Origin of the sequence: Spongiibacter tropicus DSM 19543, assembly GCF_000420325.1 — a bacterium.
Taxonomy (GTDB): domain Bacteria; phylum Pseudomonadota; class Gammaproteobacteria; order Pseudomonadales; family Spongiibacteraceae; genus Spongiibacter; species Spongiibacter tropicus.
Genome location: NZ_ATUS01000001.1, coordinates 797,326 through 812,427 on the forward strand (window position 1 = coordinate 797,326; position 15,102 = coordinate 812,427).

A 15,102-nucleotide genomic window follows, 5' to 3' on the forward strand; every position below is an offset into this window, starting at 1 on the left:
CCGCTCAGACCTCGCCTAACTGCCGAATATCCTCCCGGTCGACCTCGCGCCCCAGTATCCGCTTGTAGGCGATCAGATCCGCCTTATCCATGATCCTCACCCTGCGACCGTAAACAGGAAGGGTTTGATAGCGCGTAAAATTCAGCACCTTGCTATGCCATTCTCCGGAACTCGCTTCCCTGATTCGGCAGTTCCTGTCACTGCCAACCTCCACAAGCTGATCGCCAAATGAAAACTGCAGATAAACCAAATCCCATTGCTCACCCCTGTGGTGAGCCGGACCAAAGCTCAGATACTCGCGCCCCATCGCCGCAATCCCCTCGATAAACGCATCGGGCACACGGACTGATAACGCCCCGCTAAACGGCGAGCGTTAGCGAGTCCGGTGGAGGCCACGTTTTTAGTGGCCGGAACGCATTTGAGCGGCTTGTTAAGCAGGGCTTGAACCGAGAGCGTAGAACCCATAAAAAGCCGTTAATATAAGAGGAATTAGAATTCTGTTTATAACCAGAACCTTAGTTACCTTACCAAAAACATTTAGTCTATTTGCTGATTCTTCGGGATACTTAGCAAAAAACCAATTTAGAATACGGGCTCTCATAAAGCCCATTATCTCGTTAGAGAAAAACAGTACCCAGAAAACGCCGGGTATGGCTTTTACTAAAAACGACGCCATATCATCTAGGCTTTCAGAAAACCAAAAAACAGACAGCATGGTATATGTAGCAATATATATAACAGAAGACGTCACCAGTATGGAGACAGCCTCTTTTCTTGAGCTTTCTTTGGCCATTCTTCTCATGATAGCTTGATACTTTTCCGGATCGTTTTCCTTGATCTCGTCCAGCTTAAGGTAATTACTTATATCAATCTCAGGCATTGGAAGCTGAACTAATGCAATCAACCACGAAAGAAGTATTGCTGAAATAGACACCACCAAAACAAAGATATTTATATATTTGGCTGATGATGGGTTTGCAGCTATATCGTAAATCACATTTATTTGTATAAAAAAGGATCCTGCAATAAGAGTGAAAAACAGTAAAATCAGAATCACCCCTAAAGAAGCCATTAAGAATCCAGTGACGCCATGCCAAGATAGTGTTGGCTCCTTTGGATGACTGGGAAGCCAGTCAAAATATTCATCTATATATTTAAGCGAATAATACTTTCGGGCCTTTTCGTTTGGCGAGACCTTCTTAATACATTCTCCAATTAATGCTTTAATGTACTTTTGATACGCGCTATATACTGCCGATATTGGTGAAATTATAGAGGCTAATAGGAGAAGAAATTCCTTGTATTTCTCTAGGTTTTTAAAACCATATCCTAGAATTTCAAATTCAGATTCGGCAATATTCTGGGATGCATATAGTGAAACCATTAAGGCCGTATAAACTATTCCCAACTTTATAACTATGCCGGTAATCGCCTTTGATTTTGTTGCCAAGTCATTGATATAACTTTCACCAAAGTACTGCTCGAATATCTCGTCGTCACTTATTAAATCAGTGAACTCTTCAATTTTACGAGATAGAGGAGATTTCCATTTTATCTGACGTAATTTTGTGATTTCCTTTTCGCTCTCTGGCATATTCAAAATTGATTTCCTAAGTAATGGTGCTTTTTCTCGGAAATTTAACGCTACAGGTAAAAGGCGCAAGCGCGTTAGCGCGCAGCGTCCTTGTTGACCTGATGTTAGCTTTTCTTCTTGATTTCATTCGTGACAAACCTCACGAGATCCATATAAGGAGAAATTTCTTTATCGCTTATTCTCTTGGGGGAATGAACGAGTTCGTTTCTAAAACGCCTGAGCTTATCTATGTTGTTGATTAGGCTGGATTCAAAATGCTCTGACTTCTTCAACTGTTGCAGTGAGCCAAAGAACGTATTGTGCTCCGTTGCCTGCTGATTCATTGACACAATTTTATCTTCTATCTCTGACCACAGTGAGAGGAAATCGCCAATTTCACCAGGCTTAAGCTCTCTCTTTACATCCACTTCGATTTCTTTACATATGCTGTGAAATACATCTTGTTGCGGGTATAAGGCGGATTTTGGGATTATTTTGAAATCCTTTCCCCAGAACTTTTTTGAATTGGGAATTTGGAACTTGACCACCAGTCTTCGGTTGAAATCCAACTCCGATTTTGAGTCGTAATCATGCTCTATATCAGACGTTGCAGCCAAATACCCTTCTTGAAAGTAAGGCCGAAGCGCATCAGGCGGACATATGCTTAGGAGGCGAATGTTGATTAGATCATGCTCTGAGTTTATGGAGATCCGGTTGGTTATATATGGAAGCCCAAACACATAGATATAGGCATGATCATTTTCGTTTTCCAATTGTGCGAAAGAACACGCCACTCTTAGTGAGTGAGTAAAATCAATCAGTGGTGTACCACAGACTTCGTAGTGCTGAAGTATGCTCCATTGAATATATTTTTTTCTTTTTAGCTCCCCAGCTCCATCCTTTGTTCTCGCGCTGAGCAGTTCTACAAGCTTGCTTGAAGCTTGTCCTAATATATCAAATCGATGCTCTACTTCGCGCTTTAGAAGATAGTCTCCTCGATAAATAGAAGGGTAAAAAGTGGATTTATCGTTTTTATTCTTAAAATCGACACTTTGCCCCCTAAAGAACAGAAGATGGTCTTTGTTCAGGTAAGCGAGAGCGGCACAGTATTCAACTAGCTCTCTGTATGTATCGACTGGAAAACCATCACCAGAGGCCACATCTTTCTCGTCAACTATTGTGGCTAGTTTTCGTGTGATTTTTCCTTCAATACCTCTCATCTAACGTGTCCTTAATGAAGCTAACATTTTAATAACAAGCACGCTCGGTTTGCCCTGACGGGAATTTCGACAGATATCACGCAAGTCACTAAGAATCTTGAAGAAATTTTATAGCGACCAAGAAAACCCGCCCGAGAAACCGAGCGTGCGCATATATCTTGGAGAGGGGGTCTCATATGTCTTGCCTCATTGTCCCTATGTGGCTGTTTTGCTTGCGTTTTGTATTATTTATTCTGGATAAACGCGCATTCCATTGTGGAAAAACGAGCATAAATCTTGTTGGCAAAAAAATATACTGGCTATCTATACATTTTTTTTGTCATTCCCCTTTTTCTTCAGGTCGCTCAACATTCATAGCAGAAACAAAAAGGCCCTCTTGGAGAGGGCCTGGAATTCAACTGACTGTCAGCGGATTGGTTTACGCTGGATCAGAAGCGCAATACGCCTTCAACGGCGACGCTGCGCGGGGGATCGGTTGAGGCGAAGTGGGCACCGACAAACAGGGGCACGTCGTTGCCGTGCGAGGTGGTAATTTCGTTGGTCAGGTTTTTACCCAGCAGGGCGATTTCCCAGCCTTGTTTGAAGTGCATCAGCGACAGGCGGCTGTTGATTTTGTAGAAGGCGTCCTGCACGTCGGCTTCGTCGCGATCCTGCGTGGTGTAGTACTCGTCGGTGTAGTTCAGGTCGAGTTGCAGACGCAGTTCCATCACATCGCCAATCGGGTAGACATATTGGCCGGTCAGACTGGCGGTTACTTCCGGCGCGTAGTCGGTGCCCTCTCCCGACAGGTCCTGACGACAGTCGGGGTTGCCTGCGCGGAATGCGGCATCGGTTTGCACAGCGGTACAAGGGCCGTCTTTGAACGAGGTGAAGTAGGAGTCCAGCCAGGCCATTGAGGCGCCGACGGTCAGGCGCTCGCTGAGCGCCATGCGGAAGTCGGCCTCTACGCCTTGGGTGATCGATTCCGCGGCATTGCCCACCACATAGCCGGTCAGGGTGAAGTTACTCACCTGACGGTTGGCAAACTCGGTGTAGAACGCGGCGGCATTGAAGGTGGCGGCGCCGTCGAACAGGGTGGTTTTGACACCCAGCTCGAAGGTGTCGGCTTCTTCATCTTCGTAGGTAAAGGCGTCCTGACTGGCGGTGGTGTCGCTGGCGTTAAAGCCGCCATCTTTAAAGCCTTTGGCGTAGCGAAAGTAGCTCATCACGTCTTCGGTGGCATACCACTGAATATTGAATGCCGGGGAGACGTTATCCACGCTGCGCTCATTGGCAATGTCGTGGTTTTCCGAGTTGTTGAGCGCACCGGCAATAATCGCGTACAGCGGGTTGATGCTGCGCTCTTTGGAGCGGAACTGGGCCACGTCCAGATACTTGGTGGCTTCTTTATCGTCTTCACCCCAGCGCAGACCGAGTGTGGCGCTGAGGGTGTCGGTGATGTTCCAGGTGGCCTGCCCGAATACGGCGAGACTGTCGGTCGTCTGTTCGAACTCGGTGAAGGTCGCAAGCTGTGTAGGCAGCGACAGGCCCAGCAAAGTGCTTGGGATGCCCAGCGCGTTGAAGTCGAGGTTCAGCCACAGGGTGCTGTTGAGGTCCTGCTGGTGGGCGTAGACCCCCGCAATGTAGTCGACCCGCTCGCCCACTGAGCCCGCGATGCGGAATTCCTGGCTGATCTGGGTGAAGTCTTCGGTATTCTCTGTGCCGATAAACTCCAGGTCGGTGAAGTCGGCATCGAGATTGAAGACAAAATCGAAGTGGGAGTAGCCGGTGATACTGGTCAGCGTGACCGCGTCAGTGAGCGCATACTCCACGGTAAACACCGCCGCTTCGCTGTTGTTCTGCGTCAGCGCGGGTTGCCACTCGAACTGCTTGTCGGATTTGCGGCGGTCGAGTCGCCCGTCTTCGCGGGGGTCAATCTCGTCTTCCAGATTGAAGGACAGCAACGCAAACGGCAGGTTGATCGGCAAGCTGATCGGCAGCGAGATGTTGGACTGATAAAGGTTAAAGGTGCCGGTATTGTCGGTGAGCTGGAAGGTGGTGCCGTTAATGCCGAAGTCGGACTTCTCCAGCTTCAGGTTCATGTCCAGCTTGTCGGTGGCGTCCCAACGCAGCGCCAGACGCATGGAGTCTTCCGCACGCTGTGCCTCGTCGCGGTCGAGAATAAAGTTATCGACATAGCCGTCCTCTTCCAGCCGCTTATACGCGGCGCGGGCGGAGAAACCCGCACCCAGCGGCGTATTGATAATTGCCGTCACTTCACGGGCACCGATCTCGGGGTTGTACTGGTAAGCCAGTTCGCCGCCCAGCTCGTCATTGGGCCGGGCGGTGCTGATATTGACCGCCCCGGCGATGGTGTTTTTACCGAACAGCGTGCCCTGCGGGCCTTTCAGCACTTCCACCAGGGCGATGTCGAGAAACGGCGACTGAAACTGCTGACCGCGCCCGGCGTAGATGCCGTCGATAAACATGCCTACCGACTGCTCGAAACCCCGGTTATCGCCGGAGCCAACGCCGCGTATATAAATGGCGTTCCCCTGGCCGGTGACGGCCATTTTGAAGTTAGGCACATACGCGGTCAGTTCTTCGATGCGCTGAAGCCCGGCATCGCGGATTTTGGCGCCATCGACAGCCGCCACGGCAATCGGTACGTCTTGCAGGCTTTGCTGCTGCTTTTGCGCCGTGACGATGACTTCTTCAAGCTGCGCACGGGCGCCCTCTTCTGCGGCCACACTGATAGCCGGCAAGGCGGCTAACGCCAGTGCAGCGCTCCATTTACTGCGGACCATAGTCATTCCTTATTAGAATTATTGTTAACCATAGTGTCGCAAAGCGACGGGGAGAGATTGTTTAACGGTGCCAGCTGTGTCATTGGACGACAGCGCCTTGAGCACCGTCGACGGCGCCTAGAGAAGCCCCTTTTCGCGCTGGCGCCGAATCCAATTGATGGCTCGGCCGCCCTCGCAATTGCCGGTGAGCGCAATCACCAGATCGACCGCGTCCAGCAAGGCAGCCAGATCGACGCCGGTATCGAAGCCCATTTGCCGGAGCATGACGACCACGTCTTCGGTGGCAACATTGCCGGTTGCCCCCGGCGCAAAAGGACAGCCGCCCAGACCGCCGACGGAGGCATCAAACTTGCGAATGCCGCACTCCACGGCCGCGTAGACATCGGCAACGCCCATGCCTCGGGTGTCGTGAAAGTGGCAGGAGAGTCGCTCGACGCCGTATTCGGCGATAAGCGGCGGCAGCAAACGCCGAACCTGATCCGGGCTCGCCGCACCAATGGTGTCTGCCAATACAATTTCTGTGGCGCCCGCCGCGAGTAAGTCGTCGCAGACCCGGTGGACCGCATCTGCGCTGACCGCGCCCTCAAAGGGGCACTCCCAGGCGGTCGCCACATAGGCCAGTACCCGGTTTCCGTCGGCGCGGCCTTGCGCAATCACCTCCCGACTGACGGCCAGCGCATCCTCCGTTCCCATACGAATATTGCGCTGGTTCATGGTGTCGCTGGCGGCCACCACCAGCCCCATGGTGCGAACCCCGGCGGCGTGGGCCAGATCATAGCCCCGGCGATTCGGAATCAACGCCGACAAGTGTTCCTTGCCGGGGAGCAGGCATTGGGCAAGCTCGTCCGTCCCCGCCATGGCAGGCACCGCTTTGGGCGAGACAAAGGCGCCGATCTCAATATGCGTCAGCCCAGCGCGAAGCAGCGCGTTGATAAGCTGAAGGCGCTCATCAACGCTCAAGACCTTGGCCTGGTTTTGCAGACCGTCTCTCGGCCCCACATCGTTAATTATTATTTTTTCGCGTTCCATGTTTTCCCAATCGCAGACAGGCATACAACATCACACATTCACCACATCGTAACGCAGCAAGCCGGAACTGACACCTTTCATTTTTTCCGCAGCTAAGTACGGCCCCACCCAAGCGCAAAAAAAATGATTACTGCTTCACAAATATCCATCGCGATTGGCCGCAAAAAAACCCGCCACTGAAACTCATATAAAAATACCTGTGTCATTGAAAGGGCATTCAAGCCTTACTTGTTTGCAGTGACACAGAAGCCCTCATTTGCGGTTATTTATCCGGCGCTCACCCACTTATTAAGCAAGGCACTCATAACGAGAAATTACCGATGATTAAACACCGTACCGAGTGGAACCCCGCATCGTATAAACTCGCCGCATTGGCTTTATCAAAAGACAGATACTGCAATACATCAATCGCGACGACGCTGTTATATCAGCATATTCCTTCATCATCGCCTGTTAAAAAGAGAACAAACGATAAGGCGTGGCAGGCACTCACATTGGCAGCAATTGACCCAATTTCTCGCAGCAATGCGAATATGGAGACAAGGATACTTTTGTCGTTAAAAGAGAAAAATCAAAACCGCTTTTATCGTGTATCCAGCACATCACTACCGCAATTTCTCAATGTGTTAACCACTTAATCCCATCCCCCTGCATACGTGCACTATCACCGTAACTACGCGAATGGTATTACGTATTAGTGCCTATACAGACAAATAAACTGTTTACCTAGGCTGTGACGTTAGAGGCTACTAGTACACATCATGAAGAGACTATGCGAATGGATCACAGCACTGCCGACCGAGCGCCCACTGCCCCCGCCACCAACACAAAAACCATAAAAGGTGAAACAGGACGAGCAACGAATACCGCGCTTTCACCTCGTCATGAATCACTGGCCGCCGAGTTTCTTCCTCTGGCCCGCGCGCAGCGAGGCATGTGGGTCGCCGAACGTATTCAATCGAAAGGCGCCGTTTACAATCTGGGCGAGTACTGCGAGATTTTTGGCCCGGTTGATGAGAGCGCCTTTATCGACGCGCTCTATCAAGTGGCCGAGGAATCTGACACCGCCCGCGTGCAGATTATCGAAACCGAGGACGGCCCCCGGCAGGCGATCATGGATTGCTACCACGGACATTTTCCGATGGTGGATTTCAGCAATCACGCCACCCCCCTGCAGGCAGCAGAGCAGTGGATGCTGGATGAGATTCAGGCGCCGACCGATATTGCAACAGACCCGCTATGGGGCGGCGGACTGATAAAGCTGGCAGACGACCACTATTGCTGGTTCCACCGTGTGCATCATGTGGTGATCGACGGCTTCGGCGGCGGCTTGATGGCCCGTCGACTGGCAGAGGTCTACAACCACCGTGCACTCGGCACGCCGCTGCCGCCCTGCCCGTTTTTGCCCTTGCACGAACAACTGGCACAGGAAACCAGCTATCGCGAGTCCAAGCGATTCGAACGCGACAAGCAATACTGGAGCGAGACACTGAGTGGGATTCCCGATCCGATTTCCCTGAGCCGCAACGGCGGCATGCGCTCGGGCGGACTGCTGCGCAGCCGCGCGCCACTGCGCCGCGATATCGCCGAGCGACTGAGCGAAATTGGACAGGAGGTCGGGGCGAGTTTGCCTCAAGTGCTGATTGCCTTGATCGGTGCGTACTACTACCGCAGTACGGGTCAGGAAGACTTGGTGCTCGGCATGCCGGTTTCTGCACGGGTAAACAAAACCCTGCGACAGATACCGTCAATGATGGCAAACGCGGTGTCGATCCGACTGGCGCTGTCGCCGGAGATGAGCCTGACAACGCTGATCGAGCAGGTCGCCAAAACCGTGCGCAGCGCGCTGCGCCACCAGCAATATCGCTATGAAGACCTTCGCCGCGACCTGGGACTGCTCGGTCAGAACCAGCAGATATCCTGGCTCGGCGTGAATATCGAGCCCTTTGATTACGACCTCGGATTCGGCGGCCACAGAACCGCGATGCGCAATCTGTCCAACGGTTCGATAGAAGACTTGACCATTTTTGTCTTCGATCGGGGCACGGAAGACGGGATGAGCATCGACCTCGATGCCAACCCCGGCCTCTACAGTCAGGCGGAACTCGACGACCACCGGGATCGCCTGATGCGGATGATCGTTCAGCTCGTTGAGCGGCCTGATGAGAGTCTGATGCGAGCGGAGCTGCTGTCTGCCGACGAATACCGCCGCATCGTCACAGAATGGAATGACACCGCCAACCCCTTACCGGACACCAGCCTTCCGCAACTGTTTGCGGAGCAGGCGGCAAACCACGCCACGCGGATCGCCGTTGCGACCCCGGATGTGTCTTTCAGCTACCGGGAGCTGGATACCCTTTCCAGCCAGTTGGCTGCGGCTCTGCAACAGCGCGGCATTGGACCGGGCAGCCTGGTGGCGACAGCGCTGCCGCGCGATGCCTGGCTGAGCGTCGGGCTGATGGCCATTATGAAAAGCGGCGCGGCGTATTTGCCACTGGACCCATCTGCCCCAGAGCAGCGCAATACACTGATTCTCGAGGAAGCCAAGGCGGATCTGCTGCTGGTGGGCAATGCCGCGCAGGCGGCACTCAGCACAGCCACACTGCCGACGGCCACCCTCTCGCAGTTGCGCGACGCCGCGCCCGAGAATATCCCCCAGCTTCCCCCGCTCGATCCGCAATCACCGGCCTATGTGATCTTCACATCGGGCTCGACCGGGCGCCCGAAAGGCGTGGTAGTCACTCACCGAAATCTGCTGAATTTCCTGCTGTCCATGCAGGATCATTTCCGCCTAAGCCCCGACAATGCACTGCTGGGCCTGACCACCATCGCCTTTGATATCGCCGCGCTCGAGCTTTATCTGCCGCTGATGTGCGGGGCGCGTGTCGAACTGGTGGACAGGGAAACGGCAAAAGACCCCGACGCACTGGCTCGCCACATTGTTGAGCGCGGCGTCAGTCATGTTCAGGCCACACCCTCCCACTGGCAGGCACTGCTTGCCGACCATACCGCCGCGCTCAAGGGGATTCGCGCGCTGGTGGGTGGCGAAGCGCTGCCCTCTGCTCTCGCCCACAAAATGCGCCAGCTCGGCCACCCCGTCACCAATCTTTACGGCCCCACCGAGACCACGATCTGGTCAACGATGATGGAGTTGGATGGCAACGATCTGGATTCGCCGCCCATTGGCCGCCCCATCTGGAATACGCAGGTATATGTGCTCGACGCCGCATTGCAGCCGGTGCCGGTGGGCGCCGTTGGCGAGCTGTATATTGCCGGGGAAGGTGTGGCAAACGGCTATCTTCACCGACCGGAATTAACCGCCGAGCGCTTCCTCGCCAATCCCTTCGGCGCGGGTCGCCTCTACAAAACCGGCGACCAGGCACGCTGGCGGCACGACGGCGTATTGGAATATTTGGGTCGCAATGATTTTCAGATCAAAATCCGTGGCTTCCGCGTGGAAAGCGATGAGATCGAAAGTGCGATGATCACGCTGCCCGCCATACAGCAGGCCGCGATTGCACTGCATCAGGACCCGGCCGGCAACAAGCGGCTGATCGGCTATATTGTGCCCGCCGCCGATGCAGATGCCGAGGCCCTGTCGCCCCGCGCCCTGCGCGGAACCCTGAGCCGCCTGTTACCCGACTACATGGTGCCGGCGCTGTTCGTCGAATTGGACGCACTGCCGCTCAATGTGAACGGCAAGCTGGATCGCAAGGCTCTGCCGGAACCCGCCTGGCAAGCGCAGCATGAATATGTCGCGCCGCGCACAGAGGCCGAAATCCAGCTCGCGGCGATTTGGAGCGAGCTGTTTGGCATCGAGAAAATCAGCGTGCACGACAACTTCTTTGATCTGGGCGGGGACTCGCTGATGGCTGCTCGCCTGATCGCCAAGCTCCGGGATATCACGCAGCGGAATATTCCTCTGGCCGCCATCTTTGCGGCATCAACCGTGGCTGACCTCGCGGAGCAACTGGAGCAATACCGCAGTGTCGACCCACTCGGCCCGTTGATCCCCTTTAACGAGCGTGGACAAGGCCCGGCGGTGTTCTGCATACACCCGGTGGTCGGCTTGAGCTGGGCCTACGGTTCGCTGTCACATATGCTCGGCAGTGATATTTCTGTGTACGGCCTGCAGGCCCGTGGTTTCCGCGACGCCAGTTCGCTGCCGGGCAGTATCGAAGAAATGGCGAGAGACTATCTGCAGCAGATGCGAGCATGCCAGCCCGACGGGCCCTACCGGCTGGTGGGGTGGTCGATGGGTGGACTGGTTGCCCATGAGGTGGCCCGCCTGCTGAGAGAGGATGGCGAAGAGCTCGAACTGCTGGCAATTCTCGACGCCTTTCCCTGCCTGCTCGACGATGCGATGCAGCAGCGCAACGAGGCGGAACTGGCGGCCGACACACTGGCGTTTCTGGGTATCGAAAGCCGTGAGATTCCCTCCTCTATTGACGAGCTGACCGACATCCTCTGCCGTGAGTACGATATTTTTAATCTGCCGGAGCTGGAAGAACTGCAGCAGAGTAATGAAGAGACGCTGGCCAATATGGTTGAGCTGCTGAAGAACAACATCACGCTGATGCGAAATTTCGTGCCGCAATATGTGGATGTGGATATTCAGTTCTTCCACGCCGCTGCCACCGCCGAGAATCCGGCCGTTTGCTACGAGCCTGAGGGCTGGCAGCCCTATGTTCGCGCAATGACCGTGCACTCGCTCGACTGTCACCACCAGCAAATGCTGGATGCGGATATCGCCGCAAAAATTGCGCCGCGCATTGCCTCCGTGCTGCCCGCCCGGCGCAGCGGAGCCGCCGCGTGAGAATCACGCTGTTCTCCGTTGGCACACAGGGCGATGTGAGGCCATTTGTCGCCCTGGGCTGTGGGCTGATGGCCGACGGTCATGAGGTGCGACTCGCAACCGGCCGAGACAGCGAGGCCATGGTCAAGGCCCATGGCCTGGACTACTCACCGCTCAACGCCGACTTTCTGGAGATCATGCGGCGTGATCCGAAGGCATTGCAGAAGGGCTTGAACCCCATCGCCTTCGTGCGAACCGCCCGCCGAGAGCTGAGCCGAATGGCCGATGGCTGGTCGAAAGATGGCTATCGCGCGGCGCTGGGAGCCGATTTATTGATCGGCGGCGGCATGGTTGCCGGGCTCGCGGCCTCACTGGGCGAGCGTCTGGAAATCCCCTCAGCGGGCGCCCACCTTCAGCCGGTGACGCCCTGCCCCGACATTCCGCCCATGATGCTGCCGCCACCCAAAAAGCCGAGACCCGGCTTCGTGAACACCGGGCTTTACCATGTCTGCCAACTGCTGGTCTGGCAAATGTTGAGTCCCGCCTACAAAACCGTCCGGCAGGAACTCGACCTGCCCAAAGCGAGCTACTGGCGAACCTTCCACTCCGATAACGCCCACAAAATAAAGCATCTTTACGGCTTCAGTCCCACACTGCTTCCCCCGTCCCCACACTGGACTGATTCGGTAAAGGTCACTGGCAACTGGTTACTGGAAGAGCGCAACTGGCAAGCGCCTGACGATCTGCTTGCCTTTCTCGACGCCGGCGAAAAACCCATTTATGTCGGCTTCGGCAGTATGCTCGGCGAGGATATTGAAGCCTTTACCCTTAACGTCATTGAGGCGATCCAGCTCAGCGGCAAACGCGCCATTCTCGCGACGGGATGGGGAGGACTCTCTCCAGATGCCGTTAACCCGCAGGAGATCTTTGTGCTGAACAGCGCCCCCCATGACTGGCTGTTCCCCCGTGTATCGCTGGCAGTTCACCACGGCGGCGCAGGCACTACTGCAGCGGCGCTGCATGCAGGTATTCCCTCGGTTGTGGTTCCCTTCTATGGCGACCAGCCCTTCTGGGCCTGGCGACTTCAGCAACTTGGCATCGCGCCCCCGGCGCCGCTTCGTCATCAGCTCACCGCCCCCGCTCTGGCCCGCGCCATAAAACAAGCTTCGCAATTGCCGATGCAGATTACCGCGGCGGCACTGGGAGAGCAGGCCAGAAGCGAAAACGGCATTCAAACCGCCATCGATCAGCTTAAGGCCTGGGAACTGTTGCCACGATCGTCTGCCAGCTAAGTTCCAGGAGCCGAGTCTCAGGAGCTGGGCCTGTTGGAGCTGTGCCTCTGGAATTAAGTCAGTGAGATAAGCTAGCGAGCGTCGCTGACGCTATCCTCCGCATGGATCGCACGCCTTAAGATTAAAAAGAATTACGCGTCCAGCGAAATAAAACAATTTCCATATTCAAAGAAATACGGCGCAATAAAGCGAATAAAATAATCGCTTAATAATAATTGAGCGCCGCCATATGTCGCCGTACAGCCATGCCCCCAACGGGCGTCGACACCTTGCTGAAAGACTCTACGACTGCGCCCTGGATCAGCGGCCGATAATGAGCATGCTGAATATGCTGTGCAGGGAAACGCGATCGAAGCGGGTGGCGATAACGCTTGTCGAGAATCGCACCTTGCCACGAGGGCAGATACTGGTCTTTTCCAGCGAGAACAGCGATGACATCACCATTGAGAATTTCAATAGTAAAGAAAGCTTCAGGCTCAGTTTAAAGAAGCTTCACCTCGACAATGCGCACAGTATGGAGCTGGATGACGCCGCCGCCGAAACCCTGTTTTTTCACTCGAGCAAAGTCCCAAGCCGATTAAAAAAAGGCCAGATCCAATCCAGTACGGCGCATATTAAAAATATTATCAAAATACAAAAAGCCCTGAATAAGAAAATCGTAGAGAAAAAGATCTATGCGGGAATGATCGATCTCCCCCCCTATTCGTTTATCGCGATCAATACCCGAGGCGAAGTCAAAGCCATCAGTGACTCCGCCCAACGGATTCTCAATATGCATGCGGGCATTTATATCGAGCGTGGAAAACTGCTTATCGCGGATAATGCTATTCAGGCCGCGCTCAATCAGACCCTGAATCAGCTAGGCTTGCCCATCACCGGGGAGGCCTGTTCCCTGAACGCCGCCTTCACGATTAATGGTGAAGATAATTATCCCGAGCTGGAAGTTCTGCTGAAGCCTCACCCCTGCCCGCTCAGTTCGGAGGAGGATGCCGTACTGCTGGTTGTACTGTCGGAGCGACGAACAGCGGATTCCCCAAACGTGGATATCATTAAGAAGTTATTCGGTCTCACCAATACCGAGGCGAGAATCGCCATACTCCTGAGTGAGGGGCTAAAAACAGAGGAAATAAAAGACGCATTGGGGATCAGCTACAGCACCGCAAGAACGCACCTGCGAGCTATCTTCCATAAAACCGGCACGCATCGGCAATCGGCGATTGTGCGACTGATGCTGAAAAGCGGTGTGCGATTGAGCCAGTAGTCTCAGCGCTCGATCTGTCCCAGATTGGCATGAAGTACCGCGCCGTTGACCGCCGCGTTGTTGCTGCAGAAATAGATGACGTCGGCAATCTCCTCAGGCCGCAACAGGCGTTGCTGGGTGATTCCGCTGACGATGGAGGCCATGACCTGTTCATCGCTGCCGATGTGCTCCAACAGCATCTCCGTTTCGGTAAAACCGGGGCAGACACAGGCGGTGTGAATACCTTTGCCAGCCAGATCCTGACAGCTGCTCCGCATCAGGCCAATCAGTGCATGTTTCGACACGACATAGGCGGCAGTATTGCTCACCGCTTTTTCACCGAGGGTAGACCCCACGTAAACCACCGATGAGCCTTGCGCCATATACGGCAGGAGCCGTTTCACCAACTCGGCTGCCGCCACCACATTCACCTCAAAGCACTGCCGGAATTGCGCAGACTCGACACCACCGACCCCACCTTTCGTCATCACCGCCGCACTGTGCACCAGAGCGACCTCGGCACGTCCACCCTCATGCGGGAAGACATCGTTCAATACCGCTGCCAATGCCTCAGACCAGTCCGCAGCTGAAAAATCTGCCGTGATATTGATAACGCCGGGCAGTTCACAGGGCCGCCGCGACAGATTAATAATTCGATAGCCCTCTCTGGCAAAACGCTGTGCGGTGGCGAAACCAATCCCTCTGCTGCCGCCGCTGACGACGAGTACTTTTGCCATAGGAATATCATTACCTTAAAAAAAGGCCGACTATCCAGCCGGCCAAAAAGCCCACGCCGAGGTGAACGTAGAATCAGGCGCAACGAACCCCTTCCACCGAGTTCTTGCCCATTGGTCCGACTTTCACGGTGCCGTTAAAATTGTCGCCTTCAACTTCCACCGCGAACTCCAGCGTCATGGCAATAGGCGTGGTTACCTTGCAATTCCAGCTTGCCTGATCGCCATCGGCCTTGCCGTCTTCCATGACAATGGCGCCCAGCGGGGAAAGAATCTCTCCCTCCAATGCGCCGTCATTCAGGTTGGCGGTCATTTTGCCCTTCTGCTTCCCCATCGGGGTGTTCAGAGTGATATCCCAAGATCCAGCAATACTCATTTTTCTTTCTCCACACAGTGATCAATTATTATTCAAACGTAATACTTACCCAGATCG

11 protein-coding genes are annotated in these 15,102 nt (G+C 54.4%); 4 read left to right on the forward strand and 7 right to left on the reverse strand.

What is annotated here, in order from left to right:
* Positions 1-4 precede the first annotated feature (4 nt).
* The 5 genes from G411_RS19230 to G411_RS0103815 form a co-directional block, all read right to left on the reverse strand.
* Positions 5-340 carry a hypothetical protein gene (locus G411_RS19230; protein ID WP_022957844.1) on the reverse strand — a complete coding sequence of 112 codons (336 nt, stop codon included), beginning with the start codon at positions 338-340 and terminating at the stop codon, positions 5-7.
* Between the two features lie 90 nt (positions 341-430).
* Positions 431-1,594, reverse strand: coding sequence for a hypothetical protein (locus tag G411_RS0103800; protein ID WP_022957845.1), 1,164 nt, complete (start codon positions 1,592-1,594; stop codon positions 431-433).
* A gap of 104 nt (positions 1,595-1,698) precedes the next feature.
* A complete protein-coding gene (locus tag G411_RS0103805) occupies positions 1,699-2,793 on the reverse strand; it encodes an FRG domain-containing protein (RefSeq protein ID WP_022957846.1) in 1,095 nt (364 codons plus the stop codon).
* A gap of 428 nt (positions 2,794-3,221) precedes the next feature.
* Positions 3,222-5,579 carry a TonB-dependent receptor gene (locus G411_RS0103810; RefSeq protein WP_022957847.1) on the reverse strand — a complete coding sequence of 786 codons (2,358 nt, stop codon included), beginning with the start codon at positions 5,577-5,579 and terminating at the stop codon, positions 3,222-3,224.
* Between the two features lie 117 nt (positions 5,580-5,696).
* Positions 5,697-6,608, reverse strand: a complete 912-nt coding sequence (locus G411_RS0103815) for a hydroxymethylglutaryl-CoA lyase (protein ID WP_022957848.1) — start codon at positions 6,606-6,608, stop codon at positions 5,697-5,699.
* Between the two features lie 320 nt (positions 6,609-6,928).
* Here G411_RS0103815 and G411_RS22030 point away from each other — a divergent pair, with 320 nt between their 5' ends.
* The 4 genes from G411_RS22030 (at position 6,929) to G411_RS0103830 (ending at position 13,956) form a co-directional block, all read left to right on the forward strand.
* Positions 6,929-7,246, forward strand: coding sequence for a hypothetical protein (locus tag G411_RS22030; RefSeq protein ID WP_157581114.1), 318 nt, complete (start codon positions 6,929-6,931; stop codon positions 7,244-7,246).
* 140 nt (positions 7,247-7,386) lie between these two features.
* Positions 7,387-11,424 carry a non-ribosomal peptide synthetase gene (locus G411_RS19235; protein ID WP_022957849.1) on the forward strand — a complete coding sequence of 1,346 codons (4,038 nt, stop codon included), beginning with the start codon at positions 7,387-7,389 and terminating at the stop codon, positions 11,422-11,424.
* Positions 11,421-12,695 carry a glycosyltransferase gene (locus G411_RS0103825; protein ID WP_022957850.1) on the forward strand — a complete coding sequence of 425 codons (1,275 nt, stop codon included), beginning with the start codon at positions 11,421-11,423 and terminating at the stop codon, positions 12,693-12,695. The genes G411_RS19235 and G411_RS0103825 overlap by 4 nt, the downstream gene beginning before the upstream one ends.
* Before the next feature lie 313 nt (positions 12,696-13,008).
* The gene (locus tag G411_RS0103830) at positions 13,009-13,956 is read left to right on the forward strand and encodes a helix-turn-helix transcriptional regulator (RefSeq protein WP_022957851.1); all 948 of its coding nucleotides are present in this window, start codon (positions 13,009-13,011) and stop codon (positions 13,954-13,956) included.
* A gap of 2 nt (positions 13,957-13,958) precedes the next feature.
* Here the strand turns inward: G411_RS0103830 and G411_RS0103835 are convergent, their stop codons facing one another.
* Positions 13,959-14,672, reverse strand: a complete 714-nt coding sequence (locus tag G411_RS0103835) for an SDR family NAD(P)-dependent oxidoreductase (RefSeq protein ID WP_022957852.1) — start codon at positions 14,670-14,672, stop codon at positions 13,959-13,961.
* 73 nt (positions 14,673-14,745) lie between these two features.
* A complete protein-coding gene (locus tag G411_RS0103840) occupies positions 14,746-15,045 on the reverse strand; it encodes a hypothetical protein (protein WP_022957853.1) in 300 nt (99 codons plus the stop codon).
* Between the last annotated feature and the right edge of the window lie 57 nt (positions 15,046-15,102).

Bases quoted from the DNA above. Each gene is read 5' to 3' on its own strand.
- G411_RS0103830 (WP_022957851.1), top strand. From the start codon at position 13,009: ATGAGCATGCTGAATATGCTGTGCAGGGAAACGCGATCGAAGCGGGTG.
- G411_RS0103800 (WP_022957845.1), bottom strand. From the start codon at position 1,594: ATGCCAGAGAGCGAAAAGGAAATCACAAAATTACGTCAGATAAAATGG.
- G411_RS0103835 (WP_022957852.1), bottom strand. From the start codon at position 14,672: ATGGCAAAAGTACTCGTCGTCAGCGGCGGCAGCAGAGGGATTGGTTTC.
- G411_RS19235 (WP_022957849.1), top strand. From the start codon at position 7,387: ATGGATCACAGCACTGCCGACCGAGCGCCCACTGCCCCCGCCACCAAC.
- G411_RS22030 (WP_157581114.1), top strand. From the start codon at position 6,929: ATGATTAAACACCGTACCGAGTGGAACCCCGCATCGTATAAACTCGCC.
- G411_RS0103840 (WP_022957853.1), bottom strand. From the start codon at position 15,045: ATGAGTATTGCTGGATCTTGGGATATCACTCTGAACACCCCGATGGGG.
- G411_RS0103815 (WP_022957848.1), bottom strand. From the start codon at position 6,608: ATGGAACGCGAAAAAATAATAATTAACGATGTGGGGCCGAGAGACGGT.
- G411_RS0103810 (WP_022957847.1), bottom strand. From the start codon at position 5,579: ATGGTCCGCAGTAAATGGAGCGCTGCACTGGCGTTAGCCGCCTTGCCG.
- G411_RS0103805 (WP_022957846.1), bottom strand. From the start codon at position 2,793: ATGAGAGGTATTGAAGGAAAAATCACACGAAAACTAGCCACAATAGTT.